The organism is Ensifer sp. R1-3, from assembly GCF_056739175.1.
This window is the reverse complement of sequence record NZ_CP096515.1, coordinates 1,675,709-1,695,987: the sequence shown is the minus strand read 5'-3', so window position 1 is coordinate 1,695,987 and position 20,279 is coordinate 1,675,709. Positions and strand designations below refer to the sequence as shown.

The window sequence follows — 20,279 nt, the reverse complement described above, 5'->3', positions numbered from 1 at the left end:
GGAACGTCAGACGCTCTTCAACGTCACGCGGTGTTCGAGCTCCGCAGCCGATTCCTTGCGCTCGCTGTAACGGTCGGTCAGGTAAGCGGAGCAGTCACGCGTCAGAAGCGTGAATTTCACCAGCTCTTCCATGACGTCGACGACGCGATCGTAATAGCTCGACGGCTTCATGCGGCCGTTCGCATCGAATTCCTGGAACGCCTTGGCGACGGATGACTGGTTCGGAATCGTGATCATGCGCATCCAACGGCCGAGAATGCGCATCTGGTTCACCGCATTGAAGCTCTGCGAGCCTCCCGAAACCTGCATCACGGCAAGCGTCTTTCCTTGAGTCGGCCGGATGGAGCCGGTGGAAAGCGGGATCCAGTCGATCTGAGCCTTCATGATCCCGGTCATCGCGCCGTGCCGCTCCGGGCTCACCCATACCTGTCCTTCGGACCAGATCGACATTTCGCGCAGTTCCTGCACCTTGGGGTGGCTCACCGGCGCCGCGCCGGGAAGCGGCAGACCGGATGGATCGAAGACCTTCACTTCCGCGCCGAAAAATTCGAGCAGACGCCGGGCCTCCTCGGCCAAAAGGCGGCTGTAGGATACGGTCCGCAGCGACCCGTAGAGGATCAGGATGCGTGGCCTGTGGGTCGAAAAGGCCGGGCGCAGGCTGGCGCTATCCGGCAGCCGCAGCTGTTGCAGGTTCGCCGCAGGCAGGTCATGGCTCGAATCGTCGTCAGACAATGCGCTTGCCTCCGGCGTCGAGGACGGCTTCGCCGTCCTCCTTGGAAAACGGACCCTTGTGGGTGTCGGGCAGAATGTCGAGCACGACCTCGGAAGGCCGGCAAAGGCGCGTGCCGAGCGGCGCCACGACGAAGGGACGATTGATGAGGATCGGATGCTCGAGCATCGCATCGAGCAGTTCCTCGTCGCTCCGCGACGGGTCTCCGAGGCCGAGTTCGGCGAAGGGTGTGCCTTTTTCGCGCATCGCCTGGCGCACCGTCAGCCCGGCGGCGGCTATCATCGCCTCAAGCTCGGCGCGTGAAGGAGGGTTCTTCAGATATTCGACGACGGTCGGCTCGATGCCGGCATTGCGTATCATGGCCAGCGTGTTGCGCGAGGTGCCGCAAGCCGGATTATGGTAGATGGTGACGGTCATGGAGCGGTCTCCGGGGAGGTTTGACGAATGATGGGTCGGGCGGGCTGCAAGAGCCATCGCATCAGCGCGAGCGCGCAGACGGCCCCGAGCAGTTCGGCGATCACGAACCCCGGCAGGTCGCCCGGGCGGATGCCGGAAAAGGTGTTTGTGAACGACCGCGCCAGTGCCACGGCGGGATTGGCGAAGGACGTGGATGCGGTGAACCAGTAGGCGGCAGTGATGTAGAGACCAACGAGCCAGGGCACGGCCTCGCGGTGGAAACGGATGCCGGCAAGTATGGTGGCGACGAGCCCAAAGGCCGCGACTCCCTCGGAGAGCCACTGCGCCGGACCGGTGCGCACCTTCATGGACATGTCGAGCGGCGGAAGATCGAACATCAGGTGGGCGAGGGCAGTCCCGGCAATCGCGCCGGCCACTTGCGCGATGACATAGGCGGCGCAGTCCCGTCGCGTAAGTCTGCCGGAAAGGGCGAAGACAAGCGACACCGCCGGATTGAAATGCGCTCCTGACAGCGGGCCGAGAATGGTGACCAGGACGACGAGGATTGCGCCGGTGGCGATAGTGTTGGCAACGAGCGCCAGGGCGTCGTCCGCGGTAAGCGCATCGGCCATGATCCCCGACCCGACGACCGCCGCGACGAGAAGGCCGGTGCCGAGCGCTTCTGCAACACAGCGCCGTGTCAGGTCGAACTCCTGCATCAATTCTTCCGATCCGCGGCTTCGCCGTCCATTCCGCCGCCTTCGGAGCGATGGCTGCGGGATGCCGGTCTATCCATTGGCGAACAGCATGGCGTGAGATCTGCAACGAGCGGCGCGCAAACGTCCGGATGGCTGGCGCAGCAGTCCTTGAGCAGAAAGCTCACGACGTGGCGCAATCCGTCGAGGTCGGCGCGGTAGATGATCGACCGGCTCTGCCGGCGCGTTGTCACCAGCCCTGCGCGCTGCAACTGCGCGAGGTGGGTGGACATGGTGTTGTGCGGAACGTTCAGAAGCCGCGCGATCTCCCCTGCCGGCAGTCCGTCCGGTTCATGCTTGACCAGGAACCGGAAAGCGTCGAGCCGCGTCGGCTGAGCGAGAGCGGCGAAGGCGGCGATAGTGTCAACTGTGTCCATTTGTCGAGATATATCGACATGTGGTGACCCACGCAAGAGAAAGGTTGCGCTCTTCTGCTACTGCCAATTGGCCTGATCGGTCGCTGCGCCGGGGCGCTTGCCGAGAAGGGGAGCGATTGTTTCCGCCTTGTTGGTCCATACGTAGCCGGAGAAGCCCTCGGGAACGAAGGCGAGATCATCGGTGCTGTCGATGCCGGAGGTGAAATCGCCGCCGCTGTAAGGGCCAAGCAGGATGATTTCGCTGCCGGCGGCCTGCATGCGGGCCGCGAACCGGTCGGGCCAGCCCCACAGAAACCTTGCATAATTACCGGGCACGATGATCAGCGTATCGCGACAGGCGTCCGGTACGATGCCGGTCCAGCCATAGGCGGCGTAGCGGCCAAGGCAGGCGATCGTGGATTGTCGATCATAGCCTCTGAGCCCCGGAACCAGCCGGAGCGTTTCCTGCGTCGGAGCAGTGCCGCCATAGACGCCGAACACCTGTTTGCGCCACTCCGGGTGGAACCGGAGCAGGACGGCGAGGGTCGCTCCTTCCTCCCGCCGCTCGCTCTTGAAATTGATCAGGAAGCGGCCCTCGGGCAGGGCCTTGAAAACTTCCGTCAGCGTCGGCATCTGGCCGGCCCCCTGGCCGCGGAAGGGGAAGGACTTGCCGCCGTCGGCCGTATAGCCGTAGCCGATGTCCAGTGTCTTCAGCTCGGACATCGGGGTTTCCTGGGTGACGCCGCTCCCATCCGTCCGGCAGTCGAGCGTCCAGTCGTGAAACACGGCAAACTGGCGATCCGGTGTCAGGTGGACGTCGAGCTCGACGACGTCCGCGCCGCTCTCCATCGCCGCGCGCATCGAGGCAATCGTATTTTCGAGATAGCTGTGGCGCGGCGTTTCGATGCGCTCGGCGGTGCAGGTGTCGTTGTCGAGACCTTCCGAGTGAAAAACCTGGTGGATGCCGCGATGGGCGAGGATCTTTGCATTGCCGGAGGGGGGCGGCGCCAGAAGCGACGTATTGAGAAGCCAGACGATGGCGACGACGACGACGAGCGCAACCGCTGCGATCTTCTTCATCGTGTATCCTCCTCTCGCGACGGGCTTGCCGCGACAATGTGGCGTGACGATGTTACCGGTAGGTATACGAGTGTTACAAGGGATCGGCACCGCTCTGTCACCCGGCGCATGATCGGCCGGCCACCACGAATCGCAGGTAGGCGCTCGGAAGCGGTCCTGCAACACCCGTCTCGAAAGGGGGGAGAAAGATAGCCTCGATGCACCGGCCGGCCCCACGCGCACGGTCTTGCCTCGGTGCTTTCGAATTTGCTAAGCAAACAAATCTTTGAGGGGCCACAAAAAAGCCCCATTGAATAACCGCCGAACACAGCTAAGTTAATGGAAGTTCTGATGGATAGGAGCCCGATGGGCTGGCCTGACGAATTCCCGCAGCTGGTCCTTGCCTCGCTTAGCGAGGACTCGCCGGAAACCGTGAGGTTGCGCTCGAGCCGGTTTCTCGCCGCTTCCGGATGTGGCCGCGCGCTTCCAGGCACAGCTGCCGCATTTCTGCCCTGAAGCCGACCAGCCGCTCACCCGCTCCCCCGTGAAGGAACCGATGGTCCGTTTAGGTCTGAGCTGAGGTAGGATATGAATGCGGGATTGTTGAATCTACTTCGCCGGCTTGTCGAGAAAGGCAAGCTGACGGTCGTTTTCTCGTCGGGTGAAAAGGTGGTTCTGGGCGATGGCACGGGCAAGCCCGCGGCCATCCGTTTCGCTGATGCCGGAGCGGAAAAAGCCGTCCTTCACGACCCAGGGCTGAAATTCGGCGAAATGTACATGGACGGTCGCGTTCTCGTGGAGGAGGGCGATATTTTCGACGTGCTGGCCATCGTCAAGAGCAATGATCTCGACAAGGCGGCAACCTTCGCCAATTCGATCGTCGCGCTGGGACACATATTTCGCCAGCAGATGAAGAGCCGGCTGCCGGTAAACCGTAACCGCTACAACGTCGCCCACCATTACGATCTGGACGGCAAGCTCTTCAATCTCTTCCTCGATGAGGACTGGCAATATTCCTGTGCCTATTTCCATCCGCCGGGTATCTCGCTCGACGAGGCGCAGCGCGCCAAGAAGCGCCACATAGCGGCAAAGCTGCTGCTCGAGCCCGGTCAGAAGGTACTGGAAGTGGGTTCCGGCTGGGGCGGCATGGCGATGTACCTCGCCGAGTCGTCGGGGGTCGAAGTCACGGGCATCACGCTCAGCGAAGAGCAGTTGAAGGTCTCGCGCGAGCGTGCCGCCAGGCGCGGACTTTCCGACCGGGTGCGTTTCGAGCTGCAGGACTATCGCACCATGCAGGGGAGGCAGTTCGACCGCATCGTCTCCGTCGGCATGTTCGAACATGTCGGTATCGGAAATTACGGCAATTTCTTCCGCAAGATGAAGGAACTCCTGAACCCCGACGGAGTGATGCTGCTGCATTCGATCGGCCAGATCTACAAACCCTGGGCGACCAACCCATGGATCGAGAAGTATATCTTTCCCGGCGGCTACATTCCCGCCCTGTCGGAGGTGTTGCCACGGGTCGAGAGCAACCGCCTGCTCGTCAAGGACATCGAGATTCTGCCGCTGCATTACGCCTGGACGCTCAGGGCCTGGCGCGAGCGGTTCCTGGCGCAGCGGGAGGAGGCGGTCAGGCTCTATGACGAGCGCTTTTTCCGCATGTGGGAGTTCTATCTCGCCGCGTCGGAAACGGCCTTTCTCTACGACAAGCACTTCGTCTTCCAGCTTCAGCTCTCGCCCTCACTCGCGACGGTGCCCGTGTCGCGCGACTATATCGCCATCAAGGAGCGCGAATTGCTGGAATTCGAAAAAACCCGCGAACGGCTGGAACTCGTCGCGGTCTGAGGGGCGGGCGAAAGGCCCCTCATCCGCCTGCCGGCACCTCGCCCCGCATGCAGGCTACGGCATGCACATATCTCTTGCGCGCCGGTGCGGCGGATACTGCTCATGAAAGGGATCCCTCGGGAACCCAACCGCCTCAACCCCGCTCGGTCGGGGTTGCCCCTCAACCGGCTGCCGCCACCTTCTCCCCGCAGGCGGGGAGAAGGGATATGCCGCGCCCGCTCGCTCCCTCGGGCGGACGATGAATGCGGGGTTCAGTTGGCGCCGCATATCCCTTCTCCCCGCCTGCGGGGAGAAGGTGCCGGCAGGCGGATGAGGGGCGGGTGACCGATAATGCCAATGTCAGCGCATACGAGTTTGATCCCAAGGACCCAACCGCAAGCCTCGCCACTGCTGGAAATACAGATGCCGCCACTCCGGAGTAAGTCCGCGAAGGGCTGGACAACAAGAGATATGTGCATGCCGTAGCGCATGCAGGGCGAAGGGACGTACGGCGCGCCCGCTCGCTGACACCATCTCATGATCTTCTGTGGAGTTCGCCCGGGCGGCCACCGGCCTTCACTTGGCCTTGATGGTCTGCGCCAGTATGGTCCGGCCGAAACAGGAAACGGAACGATAGAATGGTCACGACCGCAAAGCCCATCGCCGCCATCATCGCCAGCGAAATCAAGGCGACCGCCGCCCAGGTCGCGGCGGCCGTCGAATTGCTGGATGGCGGGGCAACCGTGCCTTTCATCGCCCGCTACCGAAAGGAGGTCACCGGCGGCCTCGACGATACGCAACTGCGCGTCCTGTCGGAGCGGCTCACCTATCTGCGTGAGCTTGAAGCGCGGCGGGCGTCGATCGTCGATTCGATCCGCGGCCAGGGCAAGATGACCGACGAGCTCGAAGGCAAGATCGCCGCCGCGGTTACCAAGGCGGAACTCGAAGACATCTACCTGCCCTACAAGCCGAAGCGCCGCACCAAGGCGGAAATCGCTCGCGAACGTGGTCTGGGTGCACTAGCCGACGCAATCCTTTCCGATCGATCGGTCGCGCCGGCCGAACGCGCGGCCGCCTTCCTCACCGCCGATGTGCCGGACGTCAAGACCGCACTCGACGGCGCCCGCGATATCATCGCCGAAGCCATGAGCGAGAACGCCGACCTTCTCGGGCGGTTGCGGAACCACATGCGGGAGGTAGCCTTCCTGCGCGCCCGGGTCGTGGACGGCAAGCAGGAGTCCGGCGCCAAATTCTCGGACTATTTCGACCATTCCGAGCGCTGGGCGACGGTGGCCGGGCACCGCGCATTGGCGATGCTGCGCGGCTGGAACGAAGAGGTCCTCTCGGTCGATATCGTAGTCGATCAGGAGGCGGCGCCTTCGCTGAGGCCGACCGAGCGCATGATCGCGGCGGCTTACAATGTCGGCGATCGGTTACCCGGCGACCGGTGGCTGCTGGAGGTCATCGGCTGGACGTGGCGCGTCAAACTCTCGCTCTCGCTGTCGCTGGACCTGATGCGCGAGCTGCGCGAGCGGGCCGAAGAAGAGGCCATCCGCGTCTTCGCGCGCAATCTCAAGGACCTGCTGCTCGCGGCACCGGCGGGCTCGCGCGCGACGATGGGCCTCGACCCCGGCATCCGAACCGGCGTCAAGGTCGCGGTCGTCGACGGCACCGGCAAGCTGCTCGACACCGCCACGGTCTATCCCTTTCCGCCGAAGAACGACATCCGCGGTACCCAGGCGGAGCTTGCGGCGCTCGTGCGCAAGCACAAGGTGGAACTGATCGCGATCGGCAACGGTACCGGTAGCCGTGAAACGGAGAAGCTCGTCGCAGACATGCTCGCTGCCATGCCGGCGCCGAAGCCTACCAAGGTGATCGTGTCCGAGGCGGGCGCATCGGTCTATTCCGCTTCGGAGACGGCGGCCGCCGAGTTCCCGGGCCTCGACGTTTCCCTGCGGGGCGCCGTCTCGATCGCCCGCCGGCTGCAAGACCCGCTGGCCGAGCTCGTCAAGATCGAACCGAAGTCGATCGGCGTCGGCCAATACCAGCACGACGTCGACCAGTCGAAGCTCAGCCGCTCGCTCGATGCCGTTGTCGAGGATGCGGTGAACGCCGTCGGGGTCGATCTCAACACCGCCTCGGCGCCGCTCCTGGCGCGTGTCTCGGGGCTGGGCAAGTCCTCGGCCGAGGCGATCGTCGCGCACCGGGATGCGATGGGAGCCTTCGCCAGCCGCAAGGAACTTTTGAAAGTGCCGCGTCTCGGCGCGCGCACCTTCGAGCAGTGCGCCGGCTTCCTGCGGATACCGAACGGGTCCGAGCCGCTCGATGCGTCGGCCGTACATCCGGAGGCCTATGGCGTCGCCAAGAAGATCGTTGCAGCCTGCGGCCGGGACGTCCGCTCACTGATGGCAGACAGCGCCGAGCTGAAAAAGCTCGACCCGCGCATTTTCGTCGACGAGCGCTTCGGCCTGCCGACGGTCAAGGACATCCTGGCCGAACTCGAGAAACCGGGTCGCGATCCGCGCCCGAGCTTCAAGACGGCGACCTTCGCGGAAGGCGTGGACGACATCAAGGATCTGAAAGTCGGGATGCGGCTCGAGGGCACGGTGACCAATGTCGCAGCGTTCGGCGCCTTCGTCGATATCGGCGTGCATCAGGACGGCCTCGTCCACGTGTCGCAATTGGCCGACCGCTTCGTCAAGGATCCGCATGAGGTCGTCAAGGCGGGTGACGTCGTGCAGGTCCGCGTCACGGAGGTGGATGTCACGCGCAAGCGCATCGGGCTTTCCATGCGCAAGGAAGGCGGCACCGATACGCCCCGTGAGGCGAGGGTAGCGGCACCGAAGGGCGGAAACCGGGGCGGGTCGGCCCGGTCGCAAACACCGCAGGAGCCGGCGCAAGGCGCGTTCGGCGCGGCGCTGATGGCGGCGATGAAGAAAAAATGAGAGCGGCCGATGGAACGGCCCGCATGGAAGGATCGTTACCCGGGCATCGATGCTGGTGTGACGGTTCAGGTTACGTTCTATAATTTAGCCAATTGAGATGTAACCCGCCTCCGTCACACTTTTCAGATGGCGACATCGCTTCGTCGCGTGAAGGTGTCGACCATCGAATGCCGGTATACGGCGGAACAGGTCAGCGGAAATCCTCTTCCGCCGGGACTTCCCGGCGAAAGGAGGTGCGTCATGGTACGCAATGTGGTCCGCGGCCTCTCTCTTGCCGTCCTTCTGACGGCGGCAGTAACGGCCTACCCCCATACGGCAGACTCACAGGCCGTTGTGAATTGCGCTGAGCGATCGCAGGTCATCGAGCTGCTTACTCGACAATATGAAGAAAAGCAGGCCGCCGTCGGGCAGATCAACCCGCAGGCGGTCATGGAACTCTATGCAGCCGACGGCGGCAGTTGGACATTGATCGTGACCGATGTTTCCGGGCGAAGCTGCGTCATTTTTGCCGGAAAAAGCTGGGAGCAGGTCATCCAGGTCGGCCCGAAGGCTTGACCGCCAGCCTCCTGCGCGAGGCGCACAGAGGGAAGCCCGTGCAGCTTCCCTCTGGTGACCAATCAATGCGACGGTGCGTTGCCGGTCAGTCCGGCCTGCCGATGCTCGCATAGCGGAAGCCGTGCTTTGCGACCTCGTCCTTGCGGTAGATATTGCGCAAATCGACGAGCAGAGGCGTCTTCATGGTAGACTTCAAACGGTCGAAATCCAGCGCCCGGAATTCGTTCCACTCGGTGATGATCACCAGAGCGTCCGCCTCTGCCGCCGCTTCATAGGGATCGCTCGCGCAGTCCAGCCCCTCTATCAGCTTGCGCGCGTTTTCCATTCCTTCCGGGTCGTAGCCGGTGACCCGGGCGCCTGCGTCCTGCAGCGCCTGAACGACCGCGATCGCGGGGCTGTCGCGCATGTCGTCGGTATTCGGCTTGAAGGTCAGGCCGAGGACCGCGATCTTGGAACCGCGGATATCGCCGCCGGCCGCCGCGATCACCTTGCGTCCCATCGCCCGCTTGCGGTTGTCGTTGACGGCGACCGTGGTTTCGACGAGCCGCACGGGGGTGTCGTGGTCCTGCGCGGTCTTGACCAGCGCCAATGTGTCCTTGGGGAAGCAGGAGCCGCCATATCCCGGCCCGGCATGCAGGAACTTCAACCCGATGCGGCCGTCCAGCCCGATGCCGCGGGCGACGTCCTGCACATTGGCACCGACTTTCTCGCACAGATCGGCAATCTCGTTGATGAAGGTGATCTTCATCGCCAGGAAGGCGTTGCCGGCATATTTGATCAGTTCCGAAGTGCGGCGTGTCGTGAACACGAGCGGCGACTGGTTGAGATAGAGCGGCCGATAGACCTCCGTCATCACCTCTCGCGCGCGACCGTCGCTGCCGTCGACCCCGATGACGATCCGGTCGGGCCGTTTGAAATCCTCGATCGCGGCACCTTCCCGCAGGAATTCCGGGTTCGAGACGACGGTAACGTCAGCCGCGGGATTGGTTTCGCGGATGATGCGCTCGACCTCGTCTCCGGTACCGACCGGAACCGTGGACTTGGTCACCACGACGGTAAAGCCCTGAAGGTTGGCGGCGATTTCGCGTGCAGCTGCGTAAACATAGGAAAGATCCGCATGTCCGTCACCGCGCCGTGACGGCGTGCCGACGGCAATGAAAACCACGTCGCTGGCGGCCACGGCGGTCTTGAGATCGTCGGTGAAGTTCAGGCGTCCGGACGCGACGTTGCTGGCGACGAGATGGTCCAGCCCGGGTTCGAAGATCGGAATCTGACCCTTCTTCAGCGCCGAGATCTTGCCTTCGTCCTTGTCGACGCAGACGACGTCATGGCCGAAATCCGCAAAGCAAACACCGGAAACAAGGCCGACATAGCCGGCACCGATCATCGTGATTTTCATCCGCTCTTCCTTTGATTGTTCTTGAGAACGCTGATCAATTAAGTTTTATCTAATAAAAGGATGTCATCGAGAAAAAAGTAAAGAAAAACCGAATTGCAATTGGGTGCGGAAGCACGCGCTTCGCACAAATATCGCTTGTTTTACCATCAGATGGTCGTGTGTGCACGGCGATAATTCTGTTCATACCACTCGACGAAGCGCGCAACCCCTTCCTCGACCGAAACGGACGGCTTGAATCCGGTCAGTGCTTCGAGCAGGTCCGGCGAAGCGAAGGTGCGCGGGACGTCGCCCTGCTGCATCGGCAGCATGTTGTGGATTGCCGGACGGCCCACCGCCTTCTCGACCGTTTCGACGAAGGTCATCAATTCTACCGGCTGGCCGCCGCCGGTATTGACGACGCGGAACGGCGCATGGCGCGAAAGCGTGTCCGTGGCCTTTTCCGGTGCCACCCGGTTCTCTTCCGAAGGAGGAACATGCGACAGCCGGACGATGCTTTCGACGAGGTCGTCGATATAGGTGAAGTCCCGGCTCATCCGGCCCTCGCCATAAATGTCGATCGGCCGGCCGTTGTGTATGGCGTCGACGAATTTGAAGAGCGCCATGTCCGGCCGCCCCCAGGGGCCGTAGACGGTGAAGAAGCGGAAGGCGGTGGTCGGCACCTTGTAAAGATGCGCATAACTGTGCGCCATCAATTCCATCGACTTCTTCGTCGCGGCATAGAGCGTCATGGGTTCGTCGGCCCGGTCCGCTTCGGCGAACGGGATCTTCTCGTTGGCGCCGTAGATCGAAGAGGTGGAGGCGAGCATCAGGTGCTTCGGTGCGATCGCCTTGGCGAGCTCAAGCATGTTCCACGACCCGACGAGGTTCGCGTCCACATAGGCTTTCGGGTTTTCGAGGCTGTATCGGACGCCCGCCTGGGCGGCGAGGTGGATGATGACTTCCGGCTCGGCAAGCTCCGCCGCCCGGTCCAGTGCGGCCCGGTCCTCGAGCATGGCCGTCACCGCCTTGAAGCCGTTGGAGCGCTGAAGGATCGCGTGCCGGCGCTCTTTCAGCGTCACGTCGTAATAGGGCGTCATGCCGTCGAACCCGACGACGAAATGCCCCTCGTCGATCAGCCGTTTTGCAACATGAAAACCGATGAATCCTGCAGTGCCGGTGATGAGGTAACGCATGACGATTTCCCCCAGTTTGCCCCACTCGACAGTTCATACGCAGAAAGCCGGCCGATGAAAAGTCAATTCCGTCACTCGCGGGGCTCGTCGAGCTCACGTTGGAGGGCTGTCAGAACGGACATTGCGTGGCCGGCATACTGGCTGATCCAACGATCGTGAATGGCGCGGATGGGCAAGGCGTTCAGGTGGTTCCACCGCTCGCGGCCCTCGCGCCTGACGAGAACGAGATCGGCCTCCTCCAGAACCTTGAGGTGCTGCATCACCGTGCAGCGATCCAGGGTCGGGAAGCGTTCGCAGAGCATGCCCGTCGTTTGCGGTTTCTCCTTCAGCACGTCGAGCACCTGTCGGCGCAGGCCGTTCGCCAGCGCCTTGAAAACCGCATCGTCTTTCGAATCGTTTGACATGTTATGTTTTTATAACATATTATCGGCAGATACAATCGTGAGGAGGACGTCATGGCTTTCGAATTTCGAGTGAATGGGAGGATCGCCCGTCCCGTCGGGCAGGTTTTCGACGCGGTGGTAAATCCGGATCAGCTCAGCCGCTATTTCGTAACGCTCGGCGGCATCAGCGGGCCGCTGGTTGCCGGCACCACCGTGACGTGGTGGGGCGAGGTTCCCATCAAGGTCGAGGCCGTGGAGCCTAACGAGCGGATCGTCTTTTGCTGGGACGCCATGACCGGTGAAGGCGAGTCTCCCTACCAGACGCGGGTTGAAATGCGCTTTCAGCCGCTCGACGACGGCGCCACCATGGTGACGATCGCCGAGAGCGGCTGGCGGGAAAACGAAAAGGGGCAGAAGAGCTCCTATCTCAATTGCGAGGGCTGGTCGCAGATGCTCGCCTGCATGAAGGCCTGGGTCGAATACGGCATCAATTTGCGGGAGGGCTATTATGTGAGCGAACTCTCCGGCAAGCCCGCGCTCGAACCGCAACTGTAGGAGGGGTCTATGTCCACCGAAATCAAGGGCGGTATCAACATCGCCATGAAAGTTCCGAGCCACCAATACGAGGCGGTGATCGCCTTCTACCGCGACGTCGTCGGTCTTCCGCCTTTCGACGAAAAGGCACCGGCGAAAGGCTTCGTTCTCGGCCCCAATCGTTTGTGGATAGACGAAGCGCCGCATTACAGCCAGGCAGAGATATGGCTGGAGCTCTTCACCGAAGATCACGGGGCGGCGCTCGATCGCCTCGCAGCGCACAAGGTGGTGCGCTGCGATCAGGTCGAGGAACTGGGCGAGGGCTTCCGCGGCGGATGGATCATGAACCCCGCCAATATCGTCCACCTCGTGCGCGAGCCGGATGCCTGGTAGACGTGTTAGAACGAAAGCGAACCGCTGCCGTCGGCAGCGGTCGACATCGGTGCATCCATCGGCTGGCTCATCGGCGGTTCCGCCTGGAGCACGACGACGCGCGAGCCTTCCGGAACGCGGCTGTAAAGGTCGATGATATCGGGGTTGAAAAGGCGGATGCAGCCGCTCGACACCGCCTTGCCGATCGACCAGGCCTCCGTGGTGCCGTGGATGCGGAACAGCGTGTCCCGGTTTCCCTGGTAGAGATAGAGCGCGCGCGGTCCGAGCGGATTGCGCAGGCCGGGGTCCATGCCTCCCGCGAGCGGTCCGTAGCGCTCCGGTTCGCGCGCGACCATGTCGGATGTCGGCGTCCACCGCGGCCATTCCGCCTTGCGGCCGACGCGCGCCTCGCCCTCGAACTCCAGCCCGGCCTTGCCGACACCGATGCCGTAACGAAGCGCCATGCCTCCGCCCTGCACGAGATAGAGAAAGCGATTTTCCGTGTCGATCACGACCGTACCCGGCGGCTCATGCGTGACGTAAGGAACCTGTTGCCGCAGAAAACGCGGTTCGACCTTGCTGATGTCGGTGGCGGGAAGCGGAAACCTCTCCTCGGACTTCGCCCCATACATTGCCACGAAATAAGGATCCGGCCCTTTCGGTCGGACCTGCTGGCTGTTGCTAACGCAACCCGCCAGCGCGGCGGAGAGGGCCAAAACTGCGCAAAGCTGCATCAGGCGGCTGGCGCGATTCCCGGACACACACATAGTCGAATTGTTCCTGCTGACTGTCATTCTTGAGGAGGCACGTCTAAGACCTCGAAACCCGCATTGGAAGACGTCGCAATCCGGCAAAAGCGACAATAGAATTGAGGCGCACAGCAAGTGTAGCGGAAAGGCTACAGTTTGCTTCCGCCGCACCGGACGAGGCTCGAAACAGGGGGCGTTTCTTCGCTTGCTCCGGTTTCCGCGGCGGGTGTATGCCTCTTTCATGCAATGGAGCGATGAAGCCATAATTCTCGGCATCCGGCGGCATGGCGAAAGCTCTGTCATCGCGGAGGTGATGACGCCCGGGCACGGGCGGCATCTCGGGCTCGTGCGCTCGGGCCGCTCGCGTACGATGCAGCCGGTGCTGCAGCCGGGCAATTCCGTGGAGGTGAGCTGGCGGGCGAGGCTCGACGAGCATCTCGGCGAATTCCGCGTCGAGCCGCTGCAATTGCGCGCCGCGAGGCTGATCGAGACGGCGACTTCCGTCTACGGCATTCAGGCGCTTGGCGCACTCTTGCGGCTCCTGCCGGAGCGCGACCCGCATCCCCATCTCTACGAGGCGCTCGCCGTCATCGTCGATCACCTCCAGGACCCGGCAGACGCCGGCGAATTGTTCGTGCGCTTCGAACTCGCGGTGCTGAACGATCTCGGCTTCGGCCTGGATCTTTCCCGATGTGGGGCGACGGGTGTGCACAGCGAGCTTGTCTACGTATCGCCGAAATCGGGCCGCGCGATCTGCCGCGAAGCGGGTGCCCCTTACGCCGATCGCATGCTCGCCCTTCCGGATTTCCTTTCCGGAGGAAGCAGAGCTGCCGATCACGAAAGCCTTGCCGCTGCCTTCCGTCTCACCGCCTATTTCCTCAACCGCCATGTTTACGAGCCACGGGGCGTCGACGCCGCGTCGGCCCGGGACGGGTTCGTCCATGCGACGCTGAAGGCGCTGAAGTCCGCATCGTCGGCGGCTTAACGGTTGTTTCAATCCCTGTGACGGGGCGCAGGAAGATGGGGAGGCGTGGGCGTTGCGATCGATTCCGCTTGCGGATATGCGACCTGTCTTCTCCCCTTCCTCATCTCTGTGCTTGTCACAGAGATGAGAGCAGCGCCGCGTCTGCGGCGCGGGGGAGTCTTTTCAGCCCAATGACCTGGTCTGGCTGGATCCCTGTGACGAGCACAGGGACGACCGAGCAGAGGAAAGGGCACCGCTACACCGCGACCAACGAGGCTTGCCGGAGCGCGTGCGCCAGCGCCGCGCTCCGAACTCTGAGGCTTGGTTCAGCCGATCTTGCCGCCACCCTGCCTGGTCACGGCGACGACGGCCGGGCGCACCGGCATGTCGTCGCGGAAATCCGGCCAGCGCGTCGCCGGCTTTTCGTAGGTTGCGAGACCGGCGTCGCCCGGATGCTGAACCGCGAGGAAGAAGGTGTCGCTCGTCGGGTTGAAGCTCGGGCCGCACATTTCGGCGCCGACCGGCACGCGGAAGAACAGCTTCGAGGTGCCGCGGCCTTCGCCTTCGGTCTCGACGGCCCAGACACCGTCGGTGCGTCCCGTGTCCTTTTCGTTGTTGCCGTCGGTCGAGACCCAGAGACGGCCTCCGGCATCGATGGCGCAATTGTCCGGCATGCCGAACCAGCCGTTCCTGGTCGTCGCGGTGGAGAAGGAGGCACCGACCTCGGCGACGCTCGGATCGCCGCACTTCAGCAGTACGTCCCAGCGGGATTTCGTCGAGGCGAAGTCGCCGTCCGTTTCCGAAATCTCGACGATGTGGCCGAAGGCATTCTTGGCACGCGGATTGGCGGCGTCGATCTCGTCCTCCTTGCGCTTCGTGTTGTTGGTCAGCATGACATAGACCTTGCCGGTCTTCGGGTTGGGCTGGACGTCTTCCGGCCGGTCCATCTTGGTCGCGCCGAGCGCATCGGCGGCAAGACGGGTGTCGATCAGCACGTCGGCCTGGGAGGCGAAGCCGTTCTCGGCCGTCAGCGGACCTTCGCCATGGACGAGAGGCATCCAGGTGACCGTGCCGTCCTCGTCGAACTTGGCCACGTAGAGCGTGCCTTCATCGAAGAGATCCATATTCGCGGCGCGGTCGTCAGGGTTGTAAGTGCCTTTCGTCACGAACTTGTAGACATAGTCGTAACGCTCGTCGTCGCCGCTATAGAGGACGACCCGGCCGTCCCTGTTGACGATCGACTCGCAGCCCTCGTGCTTGAAGCGTCCGATCGCGGTGCGCTTCTTCGGAACGGAGGTGGGGTTCAGCGGATCGACCTCGACCACCCAGCCGAAGCGGTTGGCTTCGTTCGGCTCCTTGGAAACGTCGAAGCGGTCGTAGAATTTCGACCATTCATACTGCCCGCCCGGCGTGCCGAGGCGTTTCATCTGCTTGAATTCCGGATGATCCTCGGCAAGCTCGCCGCCGAAATAGCCGTTGAAGTTTTCCTCGGCCATCATGTAGGTGCCCCAGGCGGTGACGCCGCCGGCACAATTGTTGATGGTGCCGAAGACCTTCCTGCCGGTCGGATCGGACGGGGTCTTGACCCGCTCGTGACCGGCCGCCGGGCCGGAAAGCTGCATTTCGGTAGTGGCCGTGATGCGGCGGTTGTACTTGCCGTCGAGGACAGGCTGCCACTTCCCGTCGACCTTGCGGATTTCGATGACCGTGCCGCCATGGGCAGCCATTTCGATATCGACCAGTTCCTTGGTGTATTCGCCGAGTAAGACCTTGTCCTCTTCCTTGCCGTCCTCCGTCACCTTTTCGACACGGGCGAAGTTCGGGAACATGATCTCGGCATTGGTATATTCGTGGTTGACGACCAGCAGGCCGTGGTCCGGATTGCCCTCGAGCGGAATGAAGCCGACATAGTCGTTGTTGTAGCCGAACTGCCGGCTCTGGGCGTCGGCGGTCTGCTTGAGCGGATCGAATTCCGGACTGTCGGCGAAGACCTTGTCGCCCCAGCGCAGCAGGATGTCGGCGTCGTAGCCCTCGGCAACATGGTGGGTCTCGTCTACGCCGGCTTCGATCTCCTTGAAGTCGAAGGGCGACGCTTCACCCTCAGCCCGGGCCTCGTCCGCCGTCAGCAGGGCAAGCGGGCTGACCGTCGTGGAGATGGCAGCAACGGCCAGAGAGCCGCCGATGAACGACCGGCGCGAGAAACGGCGGTTGATGATGTCGCCCATGGTGGGATTGGCGGAACAGTTCCGGCCGGCGTCTTCCAGTTCCTCTCTTCGCTCCGTCAGCGTCTTGAATTCGGTTTCATCCGTAGGTCCGAGATATTTGTCCATGGAAATTCTCCCCATTGAGACGATCGATGCGCCCGTTGATCTTCGGGCGTCCCGGTCCCGCTTTACCAGCGAGTTCATGACAGCTCTGCGACAATTGGATGAAGAGATTGCTGCAACGGGTCGCGATGCCGGAACGCTCCCACGGCTCCGTAAGCCCGCAGATGTCAGGCGCAGGATATTTTCAGCGGCCGTTTCGCGCTAACGTTGTCCGAATCGATCTGACCATGATGATGCCGGGGGACCTGATGCTCGAGGCCATAGCTCTTCTAGCCTTCGTGATGGCGCTCGCCGCTTTCCTCGGCGGCCGCAGGTCGGCCGAGCGCCTTGACCGCGAAATCGAGAGCCTTAAGGCGGAGATCGCGCGGCTCGCGAAAGAGGGTACGGGAGAGCCGGGGCCGGACCTGGAGACCGGCCGGCCGTCGGAGGCTGGCGTTCCATCCGTTGCCGGGACGGAGGCGACAGCCGACGGCCCATGGTCCCGGGCGCGGGAAGGCGCGGGGACCTCCCATGACGAATCCGCCGCCGGCCGCGAAAGTGGGGACGGGGCAATCGACGGCCCGGTAGCGCCCTCCGCAGCGGCAGCGCGGGCCGAAAGCCTCGAGAGCCGGATCGGCGGCCGATGGCCGGTCTGGGTCGGCGGGCTGGCACTGGCGCTGGGCGGCTATTTTCTCGTGCAGTATTCGATCGAGGCCGGGCTCTTGAGCCCGGCGGTCCGCCTGACGCTTGCCGCGGTTTTCGGGCTTGCGCTTGGGGTGGCCGGAGAGGTGATCCGGCGGCGCGACGTGCCTGCCATCGCCGACCGGTTCCGCAATGCGATGATTCCCGGTGTGCTGACCGCCGCCGGTGCCGTCACGCTGTTTGGCGTCGTCTATGCGGCCTATGGCATTTACGATTTCATCGGCACCGGCGCGGCCTTCGTCCTGCTGGCGCTGGTTTCGCTTGCCACCGTCGGGCTCTCGCTGCTGCACGGGCAGGCGCTCGCCGGTCTCGGCCTTCTGGCGTCGCTCCTGACACCGCTCTTCGTCTCGAGCGGAGAGCCGCGTCCCTGGGTGCTGTTCGGCTTCCTCGCCGTCGCCTGGCTCGCCACGCTCGCCGCGTCGCGCCTGCGTCGATGGAGCGTGGTGCCGACGCTTGCCAATGCGGGCCTGGGGCTCTGGGGACTTGCCTATGTAGCGCTCGCGACGCCTTTCGAAGCGCCTCCGGTCACCTTCGCGCTCCTCGTTATGATCGCGGGTGTCGCGCTGATCTCGCCCGGCCGGGCGGAGCGGACCGCGGAGCCGAGCGGGACAACGCAAATCGGTGCTGCCAGTGAGCCGGGCGCGTGGGAGAGGCTCTTCACGCCGCCTCATCTTGCCATAAGCATATCGGCAGCGATCGTCGCGACCGTTCTCGCCCTTTTGTTCATCAGCCCGGCGGTCGATGCCGCGCGTTTCCCGGTGAGCGACTTCGTGGTGATCGTCGTTGCGCTGGCGGCGGCAGGCTCCCTGCGGCCGGCGGCGATCTATGCGGCACTGCTTGCCGCTTTCGGCGCCGTCGCCGGCACCTGGAGCCTGACCGCTCTCAGTGGTGTTCTTGCCTATCTCGATCCCTCATTCGCCGGTTCGCCGCCCGAGATCGTCGTCCCCGGCCGCACTGCCATGCTGACCGCGATGACCCTGTCGGCGCTCTTCATCCTCCTCGGGGGCTTTGTGCTTGCCCGGCGCCCGGCGGGGGATCGGCAATTCGCGGCCCTTTGGGCCGGCATCGCCGCCGTGGTGCCGAATGCGCTTCTGGCCATGTCGTTCGTGATGACAGGCAGTTTCGCCTTCGACCTGCCGCATGGGCTTGCCGCCTTTGCCGGCGGCATCTTCCTTCTCGGCCTTGTGGAATGGCTCTATCGCCGGAGCCCCGGGGCAGGGGATGCCGATGTCGATGGGGGGCTGCTGGCACTCGGCTCCTTCGGCCTCTTCGTCATCGGACTTCACGCCTGGACCGACGGTCTGGTGACCACCCTGGCGATCGCGCTGCTCGGGGCCGGATACAGCTTTGCGACACGCCTGCGTTCATGGCCGGTTCTCCCCTGGGTGACGGTCGCAGGCGCGGTCGTCATTCTCGCCCGAATTGCCTGGGAGCCGACGATCGTCGGGCCGGGCAATCTCGGAACGACGCCGGTGTTCAACGCACTGCTCCCGGGTTACGGCATCCCGGCACTGTTGCTCGTCGCCTCGGCCTATCTTCTACGGGCCTGGCCGGACCTGCGTGTGCGCAACCTGCTGCAGGCGCTCGCAAGCCTCTTCGTCCTGTTGACCCTTGCAATCCTCGTACGTCATGCAATGAACCGCGGCGTGCTCGACAGCTCCGTCCCGACACTTGGCGAACAGGCGATCTACACGCTTCTCGCCATCGGCGCGTCGGGAATATTCATGACGCTCGACGGAAGATCGCCGAGCCCGGTGTTCCGTTATGGAGGCATGGCGCTCGGCGTTTTGTCCATGCTCTCCGTCCTTGGGGCGCACCTTGTCGGCCTCAACCCCTATTTCAGCGGAGAACTGCTTGGAAGCATTCCCTTCTTCGATCTGCTCTTCATCGGCTATCTGCTGCCCGCCATCGGCTATTTCGGGCTTGCCTGGTATGCGCGCGGCAGACGGCCGCTGCCCTATGTCGTGGCGCTCGCCGTCAGCGGCGCTATTCTCGCCTTCGCCTGGGCGACCTTAAGCGTTCGCCGCTTCTGGCAGGGCCAGAATGTCGCCGACTGGAAGGGGTTCCTGCAAGGTGAAACCTACACCTATTCGGTCGTGTGGCTCGTACTCGGCGTGCTGCTGCTCGTGGCCGGCTCGCGTCTCGACGCAAAGAGCATCCGGATTGCTTCAGCCGTTCTCGTCTTCGTCGCGGTGCTCAAGGTCTTCCTGGTCGACATGTCCAATCTCGAAGGCTTCCTGCGGGCGCTGTCCTTCATCGGCCTTGGGGCCGTGCTGATCGGCATCGGGCTCTTCTACCAGAAGATATTGTCGGGCAGCGCCGGCGACGCGGGTGAAGGGGCCCGCCGCGCATGACCCGGCTTTCCGGGCTGGCAGCCGCATTCGCTCCTCACGCCGAACTCGCCGGCGAACTCCTTCCGCATGCCTTTGCCGCCGATGACGGCTCGCACGATGCGTCGCACCTCATCCGCGTCTGGAAGAACGCTCTTCGCATCCAGGCGGAGGAGGGCGGCGACACGCGCCGGCTCGCCGCTGCCGTGCTGCTGCATGACTGCGTTTCCGTCGAAAAGAATTCGCCGTTGCGGGCGGAAGCGTCGCGGCTGGCGGCCGAAAAGGCGTCGGCGATCCTCAATGGCCTCGGCTGGAGCGCGGGCGATATTTCATCCGTCGCGCACGCCATTCTGACCCACAGCTTTTCGGCCAATCTCGCGCCGGAAACGCTCGAGGCCAGAATTCTCCAGGACGCGGATCGCCTCGATGCGATCGGCATGGTCGGCGCCGCGCGTTGCTTCTACATCGCCGGGCGCATGAGCAGCGCCCTCTACGATCCGCTCGACCCGCTGGCAGAAAGCCGGGCGCTCGACGACAAGGCTTTCGCAATCGACCATTTCGAGACGAAGCTTTTTCGCCTCGCCGACGGTTTTCAGACTGCCGCGGGGCGGCGGCTCGCCCTTGAACGGCAGGCGCGGCTCCGCAGCGTGCTTGCCATGCTGCTGGACGAAATCTAAAAGCTTCAATCGGTTGGCGCCGACTGGTGAATCAGATTGGGAGCGGCCGGAATCATTTTCTGAACTCGGAA

18 protein-coding genes are annotated in these 20,279 nt (G+C 63.4%); 8 read left to right on the top strand and 10 right to left on the bottom strand.

Features of this window, described 5'->3' with window-relative positions; genetic code table 11:
- Positions 1-6 precede the first annotated feature (6 nt).
- Genes arsH through M1D43_RS08175 form a run of 5 tightly spaced genes read right to left on the bottom strand, consistent with a single transcriptional unit; the run spans position 7 to position 3,317 of the window.
- Entirely contained in the window at positions 7-732 is a 726-nt protein-coding gene (arsH, locus tag M1D43_RS08195; protein WP_153313449.1) for an arsenical resistance protein ArsH, read from the bottom strand.
- Positions 725-1,147, bottom strand: a complete 423-nt coding sequence (arsC, locus tag M1D43_RS08190) for an arsenate reductase (glutaredoxin) (protein ID WP_028011999.1) — start codon at positions 1,145-1,147, stop codon at positions 725-727. Before arsC ends, arsH begins: the two co-directional genes overlap by 8 nt.
- Positions 1,144-1,845 carry an aquaglyceroporin AqpS gene (gene aqpS, locus M1D43_RS08185; protein ID WP_010969025.1) on the bottom strand — a complete coding sequence of 234 codons (702 nt, stop codon included), beginning with the start codon at positions 1,843-1,845 and terminating at the stop codon, positions 1,144-1,146. Before aqpS ends, arsC begins: the two co-directional genes overlap by 4 nt.
- Positions 1,845-2,258 (bottom strand): ArsR/SmtB family transcription factor, encoded by a 414-nt coding sequence (locus M1D43_RS08180; RefSeq protein ID WP_153313450.1) that lies wholly within the window; start codon positions 2,256-2,258, stop codon positions 1,845-1,847. Before M1D43_RS08180 ends, aqpS begins: the two co-directional genes overlap by 1 nt.
- 57 nt (positions 2,259-2,315) lie before the next feature.
- Positions 2,316-3,317, bottom strand: coding sequence for a glycerophosphodiester phosphodiesterase family protein (locus tag M1D43_RS08175; RefSeq protein WP_153313451.1), 1,002 nt, complete (start codon positions 3,315-3,317; stop codon positions 2,316-2,318).
- A 567-nt stretch (positions 3,318-3,884) separates the two neighbouring features.
- Between M1D43_RS08175 and cfa2 the strand changes: the two genes are divergently transcribed.
- The 3 genes from cfa2 (at position 3,885) to M1D43_RS08160 (ending at position 8,620) form a co-directional block, all read left to right on the top strand.
- Entirely contained in the window at positions 3,885-5,141 is a 1,257-nt protein-coding gene (cfa2, locus tag M1D43_RS08170) for a cyclopropane-fatty-acyl-phospholipid synthase (RefSeq protein WP_127540574.1), read from the top strand.
- A 617-nt stretch (positions 5,142-5,758) separates the two neighbouring features.
- The gene (locus M1D43_RS08165; protein ID WP_153313860.1) at positions 5,759-8,065 is read left to right on the top strand and encodes a Tex family protein; all 2,307 of its coding nucleotides are present in this window, start codon (positions 5,759-5,761) and stop codon (positions 8,063-8,065) included.
- Positions 8,066-8,305: 240 nt separating this feature from the next.
- A complete protein-coding gene (locus tag M1D43_RS08160) occupies positions 8,306-8,620 on the top strand; it encodes a hypothetical protein (RefSeq protein WP_003527277.1) in 315 nt (104 codons plus the stop codon).
- 85 nt (positions 8,621-8,705) lie between these two features.
- Here M1D43_RS08160 and rkpK read toward each other — a convergent pair whose 3' ends face one another.
- The 3 genes from rkpK to M1D43_RS08145 all read right to left on the bottom strand — a co-directional run bounded on the left by rkpK (position 8,706) and on the right by M1D43_RS08145 (position 11,595).
- A complete protein-coding gene (gene rkpK, locus M1D43_RS08155) occupies positions 8,706-10,019 on the bottom strand; it encodes a UDP-glucose 6-dehydrogenase (protein ID WP_153313859.1) in 1,314 nt (437 codons plus the stop codon).
- 146 nt (positions 10,020-10,165) lie between these two features.
- On the bottom strand, positions 10,166-11,191 hold the full coding sequence (locus M1D43_RS08150; RefSeq protein ID WP_153313858.1) for an NAD-dependent epimerase: 1,026 nt from the start codon (positions 11,189-11,191) through the stop codon (positions 10,166-10,168).
- Between the two features lie 71 nt (positions 11,192-11,262).
- Entirely contained in the window at positions 11,263-11,595 is a 333-nt protein-coding gene (locus M1D43_RS08145; protein WP_127540061.1) for an ArsR/SmtB family transcription factor, read from the bottom strand.
- 51 nt (positions 11,596-11,646) lie between these two features.
- Here M1D43_RS08145 and M1D43_RS08140 point away from each other — a divergent pair, with 51 nt between their 5' ends.
- Together M1D43_RS08140 and M1D43_RS08135 are read left to right on the top strand one after the other, a co-directional pair.
- Positions 11,647-12,129 carry an SRPBCC domain-containing protein gene (locus M1D43_RS08140; RefSeq protein ID WP_027994035.1) on the top strand — a complete coding sequence of 161 codons (483 nt, stop codon included), beginning with the start codon at positions 11,647-11,649 and terminating at the stop codon, positions 12,127-12,129.
- Positions 12,130-12,138: 9 nt separating this feature from the next.
- Positions 12,139-12,501 carry a glyoxalase/bleomycin resistance/dioxygenase family protein gene (locus M1D43_RS08135; RefSeq protein WP_003527271.1) on the top strand — a complete coding sequence of 121 codons (363 nt, stop codon included), beginning with the start codon at positions 12,139-12,141 and terminating at the stop codon, positions 12,499-12,501.
- Between the two features lie 5 nt (positions 12,502-12,506).
- Here the strand turns inward: M1D43_RS08135 and M1D43_RS08130 are convergent, their stop codons facing one another.
- On the bottom strand, positions 12,507-13,247 hold the full coding sequence (locus tag M1D43_RS08130) for a L,D-transpeptidase (protein ID WP_192923436.1): 741 nt from the start codon (positions 13,245-13,247) through the stop codon (positions 12,507-12,509).
- A 223-nt stretch (positions 13,248-13,470) separates the two neighbouring features.
- Between M1D43_RS08130 and recO the strand changes: the two genes are divergently transcribed.
- Positions 13,471-14,214 (top strand): DNA repair protein RecO, encoded by a 744-nt coding sequence (gene recO, locus M1D43_RS08125; RefSeq protein WP_122102684.1) that lies wholly within the window; start codon positions 13,471-13,473, stop codon positions 14,212-14,214.
- A gap of 305 nt (positions 14,215-14,519) precedes the next feature.
- Here the strand turns inward: recO and M1D43_RS08120 are convergent, their stop codons facing one another.
- The gene (locus M1D43_RS08120; RefSeq protein ID WP_153313857.1) at positions 14,520-16,523 is read right to left on the bottom strand and encodes a PhoX family protein; all 2,004 of its coding nucleotides are present in this window, start codon (positions 16,521-16,523) and stop codon (positions 14,520-14,522) included.
- Positions 16,524-16,621: 98 nt separating this feature from the next.
- Between M1D43_RS08120 and M1D43_RS08115 the strand changes: the two genes are divergently transcribed.
- Together M1D43_RS08115 and M1D43_RS08110 are read left to right on the top strand one after the other, a co-directional pair.
- Positions 16,622-19,555, top strand: coding sequence for a DUF2339 domain-containing protein (locus M1D43_RS08115; protein ID WP_192923435.1), 2,934 nt, complete (start codon positions 16,622-16,624; stop codon positions 19,553-19,555).
- Entirely contained in the window at positions 19,552-20,208 is a 657-nt protein-coding gene (locus M1D43_RS08110; protein ID WP_153313855.1) for an HD domain-containing protein, read from the top strand. Before M1D43_RS08115 ends, M1D43_RS08110 begins: the two co-directional genes overlap by 4 nt.
- Positions 20,209-20,279 lie beyond the last annotated feature (71 nt).

Bases quoted from the DNA above. Each gene is read 5' to 3' on its own strand.
- arsC (WP_028011999.1), bottom strand. From the start codon at position 1,147: ATGACCGTCACCATCTACCATAATCCGGCTTGCGGCACCTCGCGCAAC.
- aqpS (WP_010969025.1), bottom strand. From the start codon at position 1,845: ATGCAGGAGTTCGACCTGACACGGCGCTGTGTTGCAGAAGCGCTCGGC.
- M1D43_RS08180 (WP_153313450.1), bottom strand. From the start codon at position 2,258: ATGGACACAGTTGACACTATCGCCGCCTTCGCCGCTCTCGCTCAGCCG.
- M1D43_RS08175 (WP_153313451.1), bottom strand. From the start codon at position 3,317: ATGAAGAAGATCGCAGCGGTTGCGCTCGTCGTCGTCGTCGCCATCGTC.
- cfa2 (WP_127540574.1), top strand. From the start codon at position 3,885: ATGAATGCGGGATTGTTGAATCTACTTCGCCGGCTTGTCGAGAAAGGC.
- M1D43_RS08165 (WP_153313860.1), top strand. From the start codon at position 5,759: ATGGTCACGACCGCAAAGCCCATCGCCGCCATCATCGCCAGCGAAATC.
- M1D43_RS08160 (WP_003527277.1), top strand. From the start codon at position 8,306: ATGGTACGCAATGTGGTCCGCGGCCTCTCTCTTGCCGTCCTTCTGACG.
- rkpK (WP_153313859.1), bottom strand. From the start codon at position 10,019: ATGAAAATCACGATGATCGGTGCCGGCTATGTCGGCCTTGTTTCCGGT.
- M1D43_RS08150 (WP_153313858.1), bottom strand. From the start codon at position 11,191: ATGCGTTACCTCATCACCGGCACTGCAGGATTCATCGGTTTTCATGTT.
- M1D43_RS08145 (WP_127540061.1), bottom strand. From the start codon at position 11,595: ATGTCAAACGATTCGAAAGACGATGCGGTTTTCAAGGCGCTGGCGAAC.
- M1D43_RS08140 (WP_027994035.1), top strand. From the start codon at position 11,647: ATGGCTTTCGAATTTCGAGTGAATGGGAGGATCGCCCGTCCCGTCGGG.
- M1D43_RS08135 (WP_003527271.1), top strand. From the start codon at position 12,139: ATGTCCACCGAAATCAAGGGCGGTATCAACATCGCCATGAAAGTTCCG.
- M1D43_RS08130 (WP_192923436.1), bottom strand. From the start codon at position 13,247: ATGTGTGTGTCCGGGAATCGCGCCAGCCGCCTGATGCAGCTTTGCGCA.
- recO (WP_122102684.1), top strand. From the start codon at position 13,471: ATGCAATGGAGCGATGAAGCCATAATTCTCGGCATCCGGCGGCATGGC.
- M1D43_RS08120 (WP_153313857.1), bottom strand. From the start codon at position 16,523: ATGGACAAATATCTCGGACCTACGGATGAAACCGAATTCAAGACGCTG.
- M1D43_RS08115 (WP_192923435.1), top strand. From the start codon at position 16,622: ATGAAGAGATTGCTGCAACGGGTCGCGATGCCGGAACGCTCCCACGGC.
- M1D43_RS08110 (WP_153313855.1), top strand. From the start codon at position 19,552: ATGACCCGGCTTTCCGGGCTGGCAGCCGCATTCGCTCCTCACGCCGAA.